This is a genomic window from Sphingomonas sp. BAUL-RG-20F-R05-02 (assembly GCF_022662305.1).
GTDB lineage: Bacteria > Pseudomonadota > Alphaproteobacteria > Sphingomonadales > Sphingomonadaceae > Sphingomonas.
This window is the reverse complement of sequence record NZ_JAKNQH010000018.1, coordinates 39,196-54,795: the sequence shown is the minus strand read 5'-3', so window position 1 is coordinate 54,795 and position 15,600 is coordinate 39,196. Positions and strand designations below refer to the sequence as shown.

Annotated in this window: 14 protein-coding genes and 2 pseudogenes; 6 read left to right on the top strand and 10 right to left on the bottom strand. The window is 61.6% G+C overall.

Features of this window, described 5'->3' with window-relative positions; all coding sequences use genetic code 11:
• Positions 1-184 (top strand): annotated as a pseudogene (locus L8F97_RS19915) (hypothetical protein); the annotation flags it as partial.
• 363 nt (positions 185-547) lie between these two features.
• Here the strand turns inward: L8F97_RS19915 and L8F97_RS19910 are convergent.
• On the bottom strand, positions 548-853 hold the full coding sequence (locus L8F97_RS19910; protein WP_242154137.1) for a hypothetical protein: 306 nt from the start codon (positions 851-853) through the stop codon (positions 548-550).
• Here L8F97_RS19910 and L8F97_RS19905 point away from each other — a divergent pair.
• Both L8F97_RS19905 and L8F97_RS19900 read left to right on the top strand, forming a co-directional pair.
• The gene (locus L8F97_RS19905) at positions 852-1,553 is read left to right on the top strand and encodes a hypothetical protein (protein WP_242154136.1); all 702 of its coding nucleotides are present in this window, start codon (positions 852-854) and stop codon (positions 1,551-1,553) included. The genes L8F97_RS19910 and L8F97_RS19905 overlap by 2 nt on opposite strands.
• Positions 1,554-1,870: 317 nt before the next feature.
• A pseudogene (locus tag L8F97_RS19900) lies at positions 1,871-2,128 on the top strand (hypothetical protein); the annotation flags it as partial.
• A gap of 246 nt (positions 2,129-2,374) precedes the next feature.
• Here L8F97_RS19900 and L8F97_RS19895 read toward each other — a convergent pair.
• From L8F97_RS19895 to L8F97_RS19880, 3 genes are all read right to left on the bottom strand, one after another.
• Entirely contained in the window at positions 2,375-3,295 is a 921-nt protein-coding gene (locus tag L8F97_RS19895) for a hypothetical protein (RefSeq protein ID WP_242154134.1), read from the bottom strand.
• Between the two features lie 22 nt (positions 3,296-3,317).
• Positions 3,318-4,379: an SDR family oxidoreductase gene (locus L8F97_RS19890; RefSeq protein WP_242154142.1), complete on the bottom strand. Its 1,062-nt coding sequence runs from the start codon at positions 4,377-4,379 to the stop codon at positions 3,318-3,320.
• 655 nt (positions 4,380-5,034) lie between these two features.
• Positions 5,035-5,823 (bottom strand): methyltransferase domain-containing protein, encoded by a 789-nt coding sequence (locus L8F97_RS19880; protein WP_242154133.1) that lies wholly within the window; start codon positions 5,821-5,823, stop codon positions 5,035-5,037.
• Between the two features lie 376 nt (positions 5,824-6,199).
• Between L8F97_RS19880 and L8F97_RS19875 the strand changes: the two genes are divergently transcribed.
• Positions 6,200-6,517 (top strand): DUF6968 family protein, encoded by a 318-nt coding sequence (locus L8F97_RS19875; RefSeq protein WP_242154132.1) that lies wholly within the window; start codon positions 6,200-6,202, stop codon positions 6,515-6,517.
• Between the two features lie 257 nt (positions 6,518-6,774).
• On the opposite strand, the gene L8F97_RS19870 is transcribed toward L8F97_RS19875, so the two are convergent.
• From L8F97_RS19870 to L8F97_RS19850, 5 genes are all read right to left on the bottom strand, one after another.
• Positions 6,775-7,536 (bottom strand): SDR family NAD(P)-dependent oxidoreductase, encoded by a 762-nt coding sequence (locus tag L8F97_RS19870; protein ID WP_242154131.1) that lies wholly within the window; start codon positions 7,534-7,536, stop codon positions 6,775-6,777.
• Positions 7,537-7,617: 81 nt separating this feature from the next.
• The gene (locus L8F97_RS19865; RefSeq protein ID WP_242154129.1) at positions 7,618-8,703 is read right to left on the bottom strand and encodes a catalase family protein; all 1,086 of its coding nucleotides are present in this window, start codon (positions 8,701-8,703) and stop codon (positions 7,618-7,620) included.
• Between the two features lie 11 nt (positions 8,704-8,714).
• Entirely contained in the window at positions 8,715-10,745 is a 2,031-nt protein-coding gene (locus L8F97_RS19860; protein WP_242154127.1) for an L-dopachrome tautomerase-related protein, read from the bottom strand.
• Positions 10,746-10,915: 170 nt separating this feature from the next.
• Positions 10,916-11,998 carry a catalase family protein gene (locus tag L8F97_RS19855; RefSeq protein WP_242154125.1) on the bottom strand — a complete coding sequence of 361 codons (1,083 nt, stop codon included), beginning with the start codon at positions 11,996-11,998 and terminating at the stop codon, positions 10,916-10,918.
• Positions 11,999-12,058: 60 nt separating this feature from the next.
• Entirely contained in the window at positions 12,059-13,168 is a 1,110-nt protein-coding gene (locus tag L8F97_RS19850) for an alpha/beta hydrolase (protein ID WP_242154123.1), read from the bottom strand.
• Positions 13,169-13,304: 136 nt separating this feature from the next.
• Between L8F97_RS19850 and L8F97_RS19845 the strand changes: the two genes are divergently transcribed.
• The gene (locus tag L8F97_RS19845) at positions 13,305-14,024 is read left to right on the top strand and encodes a Crp/Fnr family transcriptional regulator (RefSeq protein ID WP_242154121.1); all 720 of its coding nucleotides are present in this window, start codon (positions 13,305-13,307) and stop codon (positions 14,022-14,024) included.
• A 240-nt stretch (positions 14,025-14,264) separates the two neighbouring features.
• On the opposite strand, the gene L8F97_RS19840 is transcribed toward L8F97_RS19845, so the two are convergent.
• On the bottom strand, positions 14,265-14,687 hold the full coding sequence (locus L8F97_RS19840) for a hemerythrin domain-containing protein (RefSeq protein WP_242154119.1): 423 nt from the start codon (positions 14,685-14,687) through the stop codon (positions 14,265-14,267).
• A gap of 439 nt (positions 14,688-15,126) precedes the next feature.
• On the opposite strand from L8F97_RS19840, the gene L8F97_RS23015 reads away from it, so the two are divergent.
• Positions 15,127-15,582 (top strand): ASCH domain-containing protein, encoded by a 456-nt coding sequence (locus tag L8F97_RS23015; RefSeq protein WP_409929068.1) that lies wholly within the window; start codon positions 15,127-15,129, stop codon positions 15,580-15,582.
• Positions 15,583-15,600 lie beyond the last annotated feature (18 nt).

Sequence of the window (15,600 nt, the reverse complement as noted above, 5' to 3'; positions counted from 1 at the left end):
GCGCTGCTACATGATCCATGATGCGGCTGAGCATCGTCGGAGACGATGGCTGAACGCCTTCCATCGCCGCGCCTGGCGCTACCTGTTCGCGTCGTTTGAGGCGCGTTCGGCCCTAGTGGTCGAGGGTGTGCCACGTGGCACACCTGCCCGGGAATTGAACACGCAAACCGCCGAACCTGCATGAACAGTGGCCTTCGTGGCTTCGGGGTGCTGGGGGGGCAACTCCTGCAGGCTGGCTAATTCTCGGTGTCCTCTTTTTGGCTCTGGCGCTTCGCTTCGCGAGCGTCCTTTTTGTGGAGGGATTGCCTATGATTACACGTTCAAAATCTCGCGCTCGCAAGACGCACAAGGTCAAGAACACCAACCTGAACCCAGTAACTAACGTGATGAAGCTCTGCTCTGTTTGTTTTGAGACCGTCTGGGCACTGATCGTTGGCTGGTCTGCTGGTGCGGCCGGCCTCGCACCATCGGCGCAGTTGCGCCGACGTCACCAGTAGGGGGCGGAAGAGCGATCTTCCGCCCTTTGCACATCTAAGCATGGTCGGCGCTAGAAGGTGAGCTGCCGCTCCGACAGGATAGCGGCCGTATCATCGACCAATCCCCCCTCATCGTTTTTCCTGACACAAACGTCTTCATCCAGGGACGCGCGCTCAAGGATCAGCCCTGGGGAGAATTGGGCCGCGACGACATTGACGTCGTGCTTTGCGGGCCAGTGATCCGCGAGCTTGATCGACTGGAAAAACCGGCCCGGGAGAGTTGGGAAGGTTGCGCGCTCGGTCAGCACGAAGGTGCGCGAGCTGATGGCGACCAAAGCCCTGGGGGAGCTGCTACGCGAAACCGGGCCCAGGGTCATGCTGCGTCTCGCGCCCGGCGCGCCGAACCAAGCCAAGATGCGCGAGGAAATCGACCTTACCCATGACGATCAGGCTATCATGAATCAGGCGCTCGCAAGCCTAGATAAGGGGTATGATGTCGTCCTCCTGACCGACGATAATTTCGCGGCAGTGACGGCAGAGCATTTCGGGCTGCCGGTGCGGGTGTTGCCCACTCACTGGCTGAAAGAGCCCGAGGCTGATGACAGCGTAAAGGAGCTTGCCCGCAAGGACGCCGAGATTGCTCGGCTGAAGGCAGCAGAGCCGATGCTTCAGCTTCGCTTTACTGATCAAGCTGGCACTAAGATTGAGCGTCTCGACGTGACAATGAAGCGCTATCTTTCGGTTCCATCTGATAAAGTCGATCGGCTTGTGGAGCGGGTTACCGCGCTTGCCCCGATGGCCGAGCTGACGCCCACGCAACTGAAGGAAGCTTCCAAGCCACAAAGCCCGGGCAAGGGGTTCGACATCTCAAGCATCGCCTACCCTGATGATAGCATGATGCCTCTGACCCAGATCGCTATCGATAAGTATGAGGATGACTATCGGAAATGGGTGTCGGGCGTTCGTTCAAAATATCGCCGGGTTCCATGCGGAATGGAACCGCCGACGCGACTGGCCGCAGGCAGTTTTCTGCCTGCAGAACACGGGCTCACGGCCGGCTGCGGACGTGCTTGTTGAGATGAACGCTTCAGGTAGTTGTAAGCTGAGCGGGTTAGCGAAGGGCATCAGCGAGCGCCGCGACAAAGGCGCGCGATGGCTGGAGCTAGCGTTCCCTCCCGAACCGCCGCGCCGTAGATCCCGGGCCGAAATCCTCATGGCAACAGGATTATTCGATCGTGATCCGCTCGCAAGCCTGCCGCGCGCGCCCGTCTTCTCCTCGATAGCAAATTTGCGGCGGGACGATGATGCTTTTTATTGGCGTGACGGCAAATCCGATGCTGCTCCGACGATGGCGCTTGAATGCAAGACTTAGCGTCATGGACGAGAGGAAGAGGATGGAGCGCTTCCGATCAGCCAAGCAGCGGCGACAGATCATCATCGTCACGCATAACGCCAACCTGATCGTCAACACCGACGCCGATCAGGTTATCGTGGCGACCTGTGGACCGCACCGCCCGGGGCAACTGCCCGAAATACGCTACTTGGCGGGCGGTTTGGAAGATTTAACCATCCGAGAAAGCGTGTGCAACATCCTTGAAGGCGGTGAGGAAGCCTTCAAGGAGCGCGCCAAACGGCTGCGAGTGGACTTGTAGCAGCAGATCGCAATCGCAGCCACTTACCAGAGCTTGCGACTCACCATCGAGCCGGCAGGAACCTGGGTATAGCCATATTCTCGCTTGAAGGTCGGCGAAGCGCCGCCCGAAAGGCTGTCATTGGCTTACATGAATGTACGGCAGATTTCGGGAGGCCCGCCGAGCGGTCTGAACGACTGCAACTGGGTCATTTACGCATGGGGTGCCGGCAGCGATCTTCCAGGATTGCTGCCGACCCTCGGGCTCCTAATCGAGCGTGCCTGTCAGCATCAGACGGCGAACATCCTCCGCTGTCTGATTGACCGCCCCCAGTCGCTCGATGAGCTGCGCCGACCGACTTCCCCTCAGGCCCGCAAGCGTCAACCCCTTGTCGCGGACGTAGGTGTACATCCCGCTGACCGCGAAGGCGGTGACATGGCCAATACGCTGCTTCTGCTCGTCGATCGTGCGGGCGAACTCGTTGGAGGCGAAGAAGCGCCGCCGGGTGAGCGGCGTGGCGAAGGTCAGGTCCAGGACCGCCAAGCGTTCGCGTTCTGGCGGGACGGTGTGGGCCACGTCCGGCGCGGGCGGTGCGGGAGCGGCATTGTCATAGGCTTCCGGCAGGTGCAGCCGAACGCGCAGTAGCGCCGGGTCGGTCGCGAGCGTCTCGGCGAAGGACGCCATGAAGGCCGCGAACGCTTCCGGATTTTTCGCTCCCGGACCGAAATGCACGTGCATCCTGTCGAGCGCGTCGTTGCCGTTGGGGCTCGGGTCTGCAATCCGATCCACCAGCGTCCGCGAGCCTTGTGGAAGCGCATAGGCGACCGTTGCGGCGAACATATTCTGTTCGTCGGAGAACAGGATGGTGGACGCCTCGTTGAAGACGGCTTGATCGGCAGCGTCGGCGAAGCCGATCTCCACCCCGCCATCAAGTACATAGTTGGGGAACGGCACGATTCCCTCCTGCGCAGGCCAGAGGTGCGCATCCTGTTCGCGGTCGAGATGATACTGGACGTACCAGGCCAGCCCCGGCACCCGCGAGCAAAGCGGGCCATGGACGTCGCGCCAGTAGGTCGCGAATACCTCGTGTGGAACCTGGGGGCGCTTCAGGACGGTCGTGTAAGTGTTAATCGCGATGGCGGCGTCGCGATCTGCGTAGTTGGCGTCGGGGCGATGGTCATGGGTCATGGCAGGTCTCGTGTCTGTCGGGTCAGGGGATCAGGCGATCGGCGCGTAATTGCTCGAACAGCGCAAAGAACGCGTCGTCGGTGGGTTGGTAGCCCGTGAAGCCGAGCCGGCGGCTCTTCGACATGTCGGTCACCACTTCGATCGGCCGGCCGAGATCGGCATCGGTGTGCCACGGCGATGCGAGCCGGGCGAGGTCGGGTTCGACGAGCGCGTCCCGCTCGGCGATGCGGCGCCACAACTCTGCGTCGTCCTCCATTTGCTGCTCGAGCGGCTGCGGCGTGCCTTCGAATGGCGCTGCCTCCAACCCAAACCATTCGGCGATGCGGTCCCACATCCATTGCCAGCGGAAGACGTCGCCGTTGACGATGTTAAACGCCTGATCGTGCGCCGCTTCGGTTTCCGCGGCCCACAGAAGCTGCCGGGCGAGCTGTCCGGCATCGGTCATGTCGGTGAGCCCCGACCATTGCGCAGCCGAGCCGGGAAAGGCGAACGGGCGGCCGGTCTCGCGGCAGAGGGTGGCATAGACAGCGAGAGTTGTCCCCATGTTCATCGCGTTGCCGACCGCCTTGCCGATCACGGTATGCGGGCGGTGAACGCTCCAAGTGAAGCCGTCGCGCTCGGCGGCCGCGAACACCTCGTCCTCCTGCGCATAATAGAAGTTCTCGATGTCGAGTCGGCCCTGTTCCTCCCGGAACGGCGTCTGCGGCAGCGTGCCCTTACCATAGGCTTCGAACGGTCCGAGATAATGCTTGAGCCCGGTGACGAGCGCAACGTGTCTCGGACCCGTCGGCTTGGGCAATCCGTCGAGGAGGTTGCGCACCATCGCCGCATTAACACGGATGTTCTCGGCCTCACTGTCCTGACGCAGCCAGGTTGTGATGAACACCGCGTCGGGTTCGATGCCGGAAAGCGCCGTCTTCGTCGCCTCGGCATCTTGCAGATCGGCCGCGACCTGGTGCACGTTCGCCTGTCCGGTCGGCCGGCGGGCAAGCCCGTGCACCCTCCATCCCTGCTCGACGAGAAGCGCTGCGGTTGCGCTGCCGACGATACCGCTCGCGCCCACTACCAATGCCGTCTTTGTCATACTGATCTTTCTCTTGATCTTGAGCATGCAGAGCTAGGCAGCGTCGCAGCCGGGTTCTAGACGGCACCAAACAGGGTACCAGGCACCAAGAGGTAACCACCTATGCAGCCGGGATCGATCGAGGATGAGTGGCGCGAGGACTGCGCACCGCGGCGCTTGCTGGCGCTGTTCGCGACCAAGTGGACAAGCATGGTCCTGCATACGCTCCACGTGCGTCACCAAAGCGCATGCCGGACGGGCGCGCTACGGCGTAGCCTGCCCGGCGGATCCAATAAGATGCTGATTTAAACGCTGCGCGAGATGGAGGAGGCGGGGCTCGTAACTCGCCATGTGCAGAGCGCGTCCCACCGACGGTCGAGTACCGGCTGACGCCGCTCGGCCAGCGCTTCGTGGAGCCGTAGAGTTGCTCTACGCCTGGGGACGCGACGATGCAGACGCGCTGGACCAGCTTGGCAGCAGATCAACGGCTAGGCGTTCTTGATAACCGGGCTGCGATCGCGTTGTGATAAAGATGAACGAGCGTCCGGTTTAGGGAGGATCCTAAGGCATCGCGAATGTCTGGATATGGGGCGTCGGGGCCGCGAGGCTGCCGGGCAGGTCACGCCGCAGACTTCGTCGTTCAGCTCGCGTTTTCAGCGGTCTGAATGCGGACGTTTCAGCGAGAGACCGATTGGGCGCGAGCCGCCACCAAGAAGGCGAGGTCCCAAACGATCGTACCACCCGCGGCGCGATGCTCGTCCTCAATCCGCTGCGCGAGCGTGTCGGGATCGATCTGCTCAACACTGGCGATGCCTCGCTCGACTATTCGCGGGAGCATCGCGTGCGTGAGTGTCGGCACGAACGAGGGCTGGTGGGGATGGAGCAAGATGGCCTCGCCGCGCGCTTGCTCGACCGAAAGCCCCACTTGCTGCATCAGTTCGGCGAGCCGGAGCGCCAATCCCACATCGCCTCCTTCCGCTGCAACCGTGCTCCAGTTCCAGTCGTAAAGCTGGCGGTGCAACGCGAGATCCCCAAGTCCCGCAGGAAGGCCGGCGCGTGCATGTTCCTGAAACGCTAAGATCGCGTCCGGGTTGGCCATCGCCGCTAGTCGCTCCAGTGTCTTGGCGGCATCGGGTAGGTACATCAGCACGCGACGGCCGACGATCGCATCGAAACGGCCCAGATCGGGCAAGTCGCCCGAAAGATCGGCCGCGCGGTACTGGATGTGCGCGGCACCCGAGTCTGCGTCGATCGTTCGGGCCATCGCGAGCGCCTGTTCGCTCCGGTCGATCGCCACGACTTCGCCGCTTGGTCCGGCAAGCCCAGCCACATATCGACTGAGGTCACCATTGCCGCAACCGACATCAAGCACCCGCGCACCGGGAGTGATGCCGATGTCGCCGAAGAAGCGGGCGCTCGGAGTATTGGCTGGGTTGGGCGGGGAGCGCAGAGGTGAGTGAGGCATTGTCTCATGATACCGATGGTCGCGTGCATGCCAAGTGCATCCGTCCGGCAGAGCGACGGGCAAAAGGCGTATATGGCATTGCGAACGCCCGCTCTTCGGCTTTGCTCGCTCGAAAGCGGCTTGATCGCTAGTCACCAAACCACGGCATGCAGCCTGCGCGTTGGAATACCCTAAATTGGCCGCTGATCCCGAGATGAACAGGCGTCCGGTGTTGGGGAGCGGCAAACCGGCCCTGAATGGCGGATTGTGGGTCGTTGCGCCGGAGGGCAGGGGAAGGGCAGCTACTCTACGTCAGCCGACCAATACCGGACCTTCCGCAGGCGCCCACTAGCGGTCATTGGCGAGCGAGTTTAGACCATCACGAAGGAGGAGCCGCATGACCGACGACGTGATCGCTCGACGAGTTTTCAAAATCGACGGGCAGCAGGCGGAATGTCGCTTTTACAAACCACAGGAAGATGCTGGCAGTTTCTTCTGCCCGGTTCAAATCGACTGGCCAGAGGGGACGAAGAACAAGCGGGCTGGTGGCGTGGATGAAGTCCAAGCACTACTGCTCGGAATGATGTTAGCCCACACAGACCTACTTGCAGCTAGGAACATGGATGGTCGAGTAATCGAGTGGCTTGATGGCCAAAGCCTTGGACTTCCGGTGACACCTAGCATCCGGGATTGGGACCCAGACAATCACATGTAACAAAGACGAAGGTCCGCTTGCCACCACACCGCGACATTCCGCGGCTGTTCTCGAACGCCTGAAACCGGACGTTCTAGCGACATGAACGGGTGACCGGAGTTGGGAAACCAAAAACGCGTCGCGAACGGCCGGAAGTGGGTCCAATTGCTGCGACCTAAATCCCATCGGCTTGAGCAATTTGCTCGTGCTAAATCCGGCACCAGCGGTATGGTCCAGTCCCGAATGGTGGGCGGGCGCAACGGCCCGCCTCACATTCGTTAAGACAGCGCCGGTTGCCCGTTTGACGCGGTAAGACCGCCGTCAACCGGCAGGTTCACGCCCGTCACAAAATGCGCATCCTCGCTCGCCAGGAATGCGATCACGCCCGAGATGTCGGCGGGCTCGGCACCGCGACCCAACGGAATGCGCTCTTCGAATTTGGCGATGAGCTCAGGCTGTTCCTTCATCCCCGCAGTCAGCGCAGTGTAGGTGAGCGACGGATTGACCGCGTTGACCCGGACGCCGTGCTTCGCCTCGTCCATTGCCAACGCACGGGTGAAGTTGCTCACCGCCCCCTTCGCCGCGCAATAGAAGCTGTGGTTCCAGTCGCCGCCCAGCCCGGAAACCGACGAGACGTTGACAATGCAGCCTTTCGACTGGCGCAGATGGGGGATTGCCGCGCGGCTCATATGAACCACGCCGTACAGGTCGGTCTCAATCACTTTGGTGAATTCGGAAAAGTCGCCCTCATCGACTTTGCCGAGATGATCGACGCCGGCGTCGTTGACGAGCACATCGATCCGACCGAAGCGATCGATCGCAGCCTGGACGAGCGCATCGCATGCAGCGCGGTCGGAGACGTCGGTTTCGCGGGTTTCGACTGTGCCGTGCGGTTCGCCCGCCAGCTTGTCGAGCGCGGCCTTGTCGATGTCGCCTAACACCAGCGTTGCGCATTCCTCGGCGAAGCGGCGCGCGGCCCCTTCACCGGTCCCCGAGGCGGCACCCGTGATGATGATGACCTTGTTGGAAAAGCGCGCCATCACGCGTTCTCCGCCTGAACATCGTGCTTGTCTTCGAATTTCATGATTGACCTCTCACTATCTTTAGCACTGGCGTACAGCTCAGGTTGGAATGTCCTGGATGTCGGCGGTGTTCGCGGCGGCAATGCCGTTCTCTCGGTGACGTAGGTCGCTGAGCGCCTGGTAGACCTGCATGCGCGCGCGCATCACTCCGCCCAGCGGGCGATGGACCTCGAGACTATGGGCCGGGCGGAACGTCATCACCTCGTCGAAATAGCGGACGCGGTCTGGACCATAAGCTGACTGTTGCGGCAGTCGGATGGTGGCGATGGTACGATACGGGCTTTCGCTCATCGGCCAGTCGACGGAGGTGTCCTCGATGGGCTGCGTCTCGGCATCGGTCCACAGCTGCGCCCGAAGTTCGAACACTGCGTCGTTACCTTCGAAGTAATCGACCGCGGCATGGCGAAAACCATCCTCATCCTGATGCGCGTCGAGCTGCCAATCGGCGAGCGCCTTCTGCTCTGCCGCAACCGGAAAGGCCCCGATCTTGGCGACATGGTCGCCGAAGCGCACTGGACACTGGCTGAAATATTCCTCGACCAGCGGGTGACTGAAGGGATGGCCATAGAAGTCCAGCGTCGGGCTTAGACCCGCACCAACCGCGTTCAACACCTTGTTGATATTGCGAGCGACAGAGGCGGCCGCACTCTTCACCCCCTCGGGCATGGGAACCGTCAGGCCTATTTTTTTGGCCTGCGAGAGGAAACCCGCAGCGGTGCCTGCTGGGAAGGTCGTACCGCTGGCGAGGACTAAGTCCTGCGTCGGTGCGTCATGGCCGGGCAGCTTCGCGCCATCGACGCCGAACACCTTGATCGACATGCCACGATGGGTCGAGACACGGTCGCCCAGTTTCTCACCCGGCCCTTGCGCGAAGCGGACGGCAACATCGAACGTGCCCGGCTCCGCGAATAGGCCTTGTGCAAGTTCGGGCGGCAACCGAGGCGCGACGATGAGCTTGCCGATCACACAAGCCGTGCTCTTGGCGTGGCTCGCGCGTACCGCGTGTCCGTCGCGCTTCTCGACGGTCCGGCTTTCCTGGGTCATGCCTTGAATGATGCCGTCGATGCTCTCCTGTTCGTCGGACTCGCGTGTTTCGATGTCGGGCGAATAGCGCAGATAGGTCATGGAATGTCCGATCACTTGGCGGGCGCGAAGGAGAACAGCTGCGTCTTGATAGACGGCGGTGCGCCGGGCGTGAACCAGTTGGTGTCCTGGATATGGCTCGCGGTAACGTACATCGTCCCGTCGCGCCCTTCGGAGAAGGTGTCGGGCCAGCGCAGGCGGCGGTCGGTCAGCACCGTCTCGACCGTCGCGCCGTTCAGCCGCTTGATGGCATAGTCAGTGGGCGAGGTGAGGTAGAGTACGCCTGCCTTGCTCATCCATAGGCCATCAGCGACATGCGTCTGCGCGACCGTCTTTACGGCTGCCGCCCTGTCGGCTTCGCTCACGTTTGACCGCAGCTTGGCGGTGTCAATCGCGTACAGCGTCTTGCCGGTCAGCGCCTGATAGTAGAGCGTCTTGCCGTCTTTTGAGATCGCGATGCCATCGGCGGCGAAGGCGGGCTGGCGGCCATCGGGGCGCACCAGTGGCTTGCCGTCAAGCGTGACCTTGACTGTCTTGTCGATCTGCGTTGACGCGTGCCCGTCAAGCGCGCGGTGGCTCTGGCCGCTTTCCAGATCGACAACGATGATGGCGCCGCGCGTGCCGCTGTCGGTGATGTAGCCGGTCTTGCCGTCGGGCGAGAAGCGGATGTCGTTGAGGTAGGTGCCCTGCAACGCCACGTTGCCGGGAACTAGGATCGTCTTCGTCACCGTATTCGATGCCAGATCGATGCGGACGAGCTTGGGCGCGCCTTCAAGGATCTTCTCGTTTCCGGGGGCGCCGGGATCCAGCACCCAGAGGTTGCCGTGGCCATCGGGCACGATTGACTGCACGCAGACGAAATAGTCGCCGACCGGCAACTCGTTGGCACGAGCATTGCGCCAGCTGTTCCACTTGGCGTCGGGATAGGGACGTAGGGATCCGTCCTTCATCACCTCGGCAACAGAGATGGGCGCGTCGTCCGTCCAGCGCGGAAAGTTGACGAAGCGACGGCCATCCTCAGTCACGGCGACGCCGGTCGCCTGATGGTCGAACTGCGCCACCTGCGTCAGCTGTGCGCTGCGTCCCTGCGCGTGAGCGACGCCGACTGCGGCAGCGGCGACCAGGCCGATGGCGGCGATCCCGGCGGCATAGGGGGCGGCTTTCTTCATAGACAGGTTCCTATCGGTGACATCGGTAAGCGCGGCGGGATTGCCGGCGAAGAGAGTAAGGAGGTGGCGCACCACCGCTTGCGGGTTCTCGCGCTGTGGAAAGTGGCCGACCCCGGTCATGGTGATGCGGGCGAACGGCCCGGCGAATTTTGCTCGCACATCCTCCGCCGTCGAGGGCGGATTGACGCCATCGGCATCGCCGTGGATGTAGAGCGTCGGCAGAGACAAGGTCTTGGTTGCCTCGACCTTGTCCTCCAGGCAGGCACTTCGTGGATCCGGCTCCGCTTCGCCCCAGCGCGCCCGATAGCTGTGGAGCGTCACGTCGACCCAGTCGGGATTGTCGAACGACCGCGCGACACGGTCGAACGTCACCTCGTTGAACCATCGCGGTGGCGACCAGTTGACCCAATGCAGATGCGTGAACTTGCGTGGGTCTGCACGTACCGCCTCCGCCCCGCGCGCGGTGGCGATAAACCAGTGATACCATTGCCGCTGAGTCTGCTCGAATGGCGGCGTCGGCATGCCGCCGAGCCGAGGTGGGGTCGACAGCATCGCCATCCGCTCCACCCGATCGGGCCAGCCTACCGCAAGAGCTTCGGCGGTGTTCGACCCCCAGTCGTGTCCGGCGACCATGAAGCGGTCGATGCCGAGCGCGTCGAGCAGCGCGATCACGTCAATCGCCAGCATTGCGCTGTTGCCGGTCCGCAAGACATCGTCGTTGACGAAGCGGGTGGCGCCGAACCCACGCAACGTAGGAACGATGACGCGAAATCCTTCGGCAGCTAGAGCGGGTGCCACCTGATCCCACGTCGACGCGTCATCCGGCCACCCATGGATGAGGAGCAACGGTTGTCCCTGCTCCGTGCCGTGAAGCGACACCTCCATGTTCAGGTCGCCAGCGGTAATCATCGGCATTTGTCAGCCTCCTGGCGGTTCAAGGTTTTTCGAACGTGTCGTCGGCTCCGCCGTTTCACCTCTGCTTCGAAAGCATCGACGTGATGGCTTTCAGAACGACCAAGCACTCAATTCGTCGCCACGCCGATCTGCTCAGGGTCTGCGTCAAGGGACGAGCGCCACCCTCCTGATCACGCGCGACCGCCAACTGGCTCATGGTAGGGGCAACCGTTCACGCGAGCGCGAAAGTCGGCGGAGTGGCGGTAGGTCCCGTTACGCGCACGGTTGATGTTTCCAAGCGGCTGATGTGCGGCGAGGCCGGTCCAGATCGAGAAGCGCATTTCCTCGTTGATCTGCTGAAACTTGTCCTCAGTCAGGCTGTCCTGCCTGGCTGCACGGATCGTCGCCACGGTCTGAAAGGGCGCATCGTCCTGCTTCCACTCGACGGTCGAGTCCTCGATCGGCTGCTTGTCGAGGTCGCGGCACAGCTGCACGCGCAGTTCCCACTCCATCTCAAGCACCTGGGTCTCTGAGCGGATCACGTCACGTAGGGCGTCCGGCCGGCCAGTCGCGTCGATGGTGGTGTCGGTCTGATCGGTCAGGTCCTTGGACACGGGGAAGATCGCGAATTTGGCGATGTAGTCGCCATAGCGGAATGGCGTGACACTGAAGTAGGTCTCGCCAAGGGGATCGGAGTTGGGCGCCCCGCCGAGCGTCTGCACTTTCGGGCTTTCAATCCCTACCGCGCTTAGCACGGTGTTCACGCCGCGGAGCACCTTGGACATCGCCTCCTTGGTGCCCTCGAGCTTGTCAGTAGTGCCGGCCAGGAGCTTCAGGTTGCCCAGAAACTGGTCTGCGGTCTTGTTCTGGAACACCGGGCCGTTGACCATCACGAAGTCCTGCGTGTTCCCGTCAGCGCCTGGAAGCCGTGCACCGTCCACACCCATGACCTTGATTGCCAGACCGCGCGGCAGGCTGATGGTGTCCGGCAGAATGTCGCCGGCGTTGGTCGAGAAGCGCATGACGATCTTGTGCTCGCCCGGCGTTGCAAACATCCCCTGGGCCAGCTCCTCGGGCAGTCCATCACGGATAGTCAGCGTGCCTTCGAGAAAGCCGTGTGCCTTGGCATGAACGGAGCGAACGGCATGACCATAATCCTCCGCCGTCTTCTCAAGGATCTTGTCGAACGTCTGGTTGAGCTGAGCGATGGTCTCGGCTTCTTCCGGCTTCACGTCCTCGACGTCGGGGGAGTAGCGGACTGGTGCTTGGGTCATGGTCGCAGATCCTATCGAACAAAGAAGAGGCAGCGGCCAACCGGCCGCCACCCCATACGCTTAGCGCCGGCTGGCAGGCGCTGCGAACGCTGCGCGCAGCCGAGCAACTGCCAGGTCGTTCGCCTGCTTGGCGCCGTTCACGACCTTGGCCATGCCGAAGAACTCATGCGTCACGCCTGGGAAGGTTTTTTGTTCAACCTTGTCACCAGCCGCCCGCATCGCAGCCGCCAACGTCTCACCATCCGAGCGCAGCGGATCGATCTGCGCGTTGATGATCGTCGTGGGCGGAAGCCCACGGAGGTTCGCGGCAACCAGGTTCAGCCGGGGATCCTGCGCATCCGCCTTGCTCGTCTGATAGTAATAGCCGAACCAAGGCAGCATCGCGCCATTCAGCGGCTTGGCACTGGCCGAGTCCCGTCGCGAGGGCAGCGTCATGCTGCTGTTGGCGATCGGATAGACCGAGATGATGTGACGCGGCAGCGTTAGGCCATTGTCCCGGGCATAGATCGCGGTTGCAACCGCGAGGTTGCCTCCGGCGCTCTCTCCAACCGTGGCGATCTGCGCAGGGTCGCCGCCCCAGCTCGCTGCATTCTGCAGCGTCCAGCGATAGGCCGCGGCCGCATCGTCATGCTGTGCAGGGAATTTGAACTCGGGTGCGTGGCGGTACTCGACCGAGACCACGATCGCATTCAGCGCCTTCGACATGGCCCGCGGTGCGGCATCGTAGGTGTCCACGTCGGCAATGACCCAGCCGCCGCCGTGATAGTAGACGATAACCGGCATGGGCTTGCCGCCAGCGGGGGCATTGGCCGGCTTGTAGATGCGGGCGAATTGCTTGGGGTCGCTGCCGTACGGCACGTCCTGGGTCGTGACGGCAGCGTCGGGCTCGGTCGACATGCCCTTCTTCGCCATCGCTGCCTTTGCGCCATCAGCGGCCGACGGCTGCATACGCGCCACGGCCGGAGTTAGCGTCTCGATCGGCTTGCCACCGAGCGTTGCGAGCGCGTCTAGGACCGACTGCATGTCGGGCGCGGCTTTCGGTGGCTGCACGGATGTCGCGAGGGGCGGCGGCAGCGGCGGGGCTGTGACCGAGCGTGCCGACTGGGCCAGAGCTGGAACGCCGGCAACGGCGGTCGAGGCGGCAATCAGCATTGCAATGGTTCTGCGCAAAAATCACTCCTGTAACTATCTTATTCCCAACTATCAGCGACACTCTGCGTTTCGGTACGAAAGTAGACGCACGGCTTGAGGGGCGGGGTTCGGGCGTATGGACTGCGGAATGAATGGTCAGGCTTTGAAGGCGGATATGACAAGGGGTTCCCACGCGACGCCGTGTGAGGCGAATGCTCTGCTGCGTCTCTTGAATGACGCTGACCGCGCCGCGCTTGCGCCGCATCTCGAACTTGTGCCGTTCCGCAACGGCGACATGATCGCGCGGGCCGGCGATGCGGCAGACAGCATCTGCTTCCCGTTGACCGGCATCGCTGCAATACTCGACTCGCTTGAGGGCGATCGCCGCTATGCTGTCGCGCTGGTCGGGAGTGAGGGGTTCATCGGTTGGCAGCTGCTGCTTGGCAACGGGCGCTGGGCGCATGACGTGGTGATGAGGGCCGAACACGGCACAGCGATGAGGCTGTCGGCCGCGGCGTTAAACGGGATAGTGGCCGAACGTCCGGCAATCCGAACCGTCCTGCTTCGCTTCGTCGACGTAGTCATGACCCAGATGTCCAGGACGATCGTCTCGTCGCTCGCACACTCGATCGAACGGCGGATGGCGCGATGGATCCTGCTCTACCACGACCGCGTGCAGGAGGACGACATCTGCATGACGCACGAGGAGTTCAGGCTAATGCTTGGCGTTCGTCGCAGCAGCGTGACCGACGCTCTCCACAAGCTCGAAGAGGATGAGGCTGTCCGATCCGTGCGTGGGCGCGTGATCGTGCGTGACCGGGAGCGGCTGCTGCGGCTCGCTGGCGACACCTACGGATTCGCCGAGGCAGAGTATCGACGTCTACTCGGCCTCTAATAAAATTTAATCGCAGACTGACGCCTCCCATGGCGTCCCCATTTGTAGCCCAAAACAACTCATATCGCACCGACTTGCCTCCAAGCTAAGTTTGGACGCTAAATCAACATGAACGGATGGCTGTAGTTGGGGTGAGGTAGATACGTCGCGAACGACTGGTTGTGGGTCTCCAGATCACGTGGTCCGACGGCTGTCTCCGATCCGCACAATCTGGTGGGTCGCCCGTATTAAGCAACCTGGCTAGGCAGCCGGCTTCATCGTGATCAAACCCTCCCGTAATGCCATGCCGTATAGCAGCCCTGTCTCCTTCATCACCCGAGATCTCAATCTTGCCAGCATTCCTAATGTAGAGGACCTAAACTTCTCCCAATTATTGCTAGGTTCACCTGCCTGCCATGCAGCGAGGTACATTTGCCAATCACGTTTAATTTCTTCAAATTCATCAATGAGACTTGCAGAATCTGCTGGATCGGATGACGCAGCAAGCTGCGGATATATGAAGCTATCCTCTTTGCACAAGTGATCCGTGACAATAGCTGCAAGTCGACCAATAAGGGCGTTGACGTCGCTCGAGGTGCCGTCTTGGTGTCTAACCATCATCTCGAGCTGTTCCGAAAAGGCATCGATTTGATCATGATCGTCAATGAGATCTTGATAATTCATTTGCAAAGCCTTGTTCGAACCTTGCCCAACCAAACCGCTATAGAGTCGATTTGATCCAATACGGCTGGTGCTAAAATTAACCCCGCAAAGCGATGGCAGCGTCTGTAGACTGAACATGAATGGGCGGCTGAAGTTGGGGAGCCGCAAACCAGCTGCGAAAGACTGCAAATGGGTCGTCGTTGTCTAAACCTGACGAGCAAGACCGATCCGTCGTTTGCCCTGTTAGCAGATCGGCGCGGCATCCCGGAGCAAGCCGTTTCAACTTCTTGCGGCGGTCCCGTTTCTCCAACTCCGACGGGCCGTTTTGGGAAAATACAATCGGAAACAGGTTTTGGGAAAACGGCTGGATCGGGAGGCATCTGGAGCCCGAGCTCGCCGATGCTGTCCCTCTAAACCTTCGTTTGCGGGAAAGTAGCGACATGGGCATCATAGCCGCAACATGCGCCATCCATCGATCCATAGGCTTTGGGACCAGTATCGGATCCAGGAGGGGTGTGCGCCCAGCGAACCGCCGGTTGCCGAACATTTCTGCGACAATGAAATAGACGCCAACACCTGCGCTGACCTAATTTGTTCGGAGCTTAAACGAGCGACTGCATCAGCGCTGGTGTCATATCAGGATGCAGGTGAGCCTCTTCCAAAGCCGGGCAAGCTGCTCATTGTGACAAATTGGATCGGCGAGGCAAGGGCGCTAATCAGGACACATCGCGTTATGGTGTATCGGTTCGCTGACGTTCCAGCCACCTTCGCAGAACTTGAAGGTGAGGGCGATGGCACGCTGGCTTGGTGGCGTGCCACACATCGCGCGTTTTGGGAACGCACCCTTATAGATCACGTCGTTGATGATGATCTACGCGTGGTTTGTGAGGAGTTTGCGCTTCTCACACTGACGTAGACGCGCTTCCGCTCGATC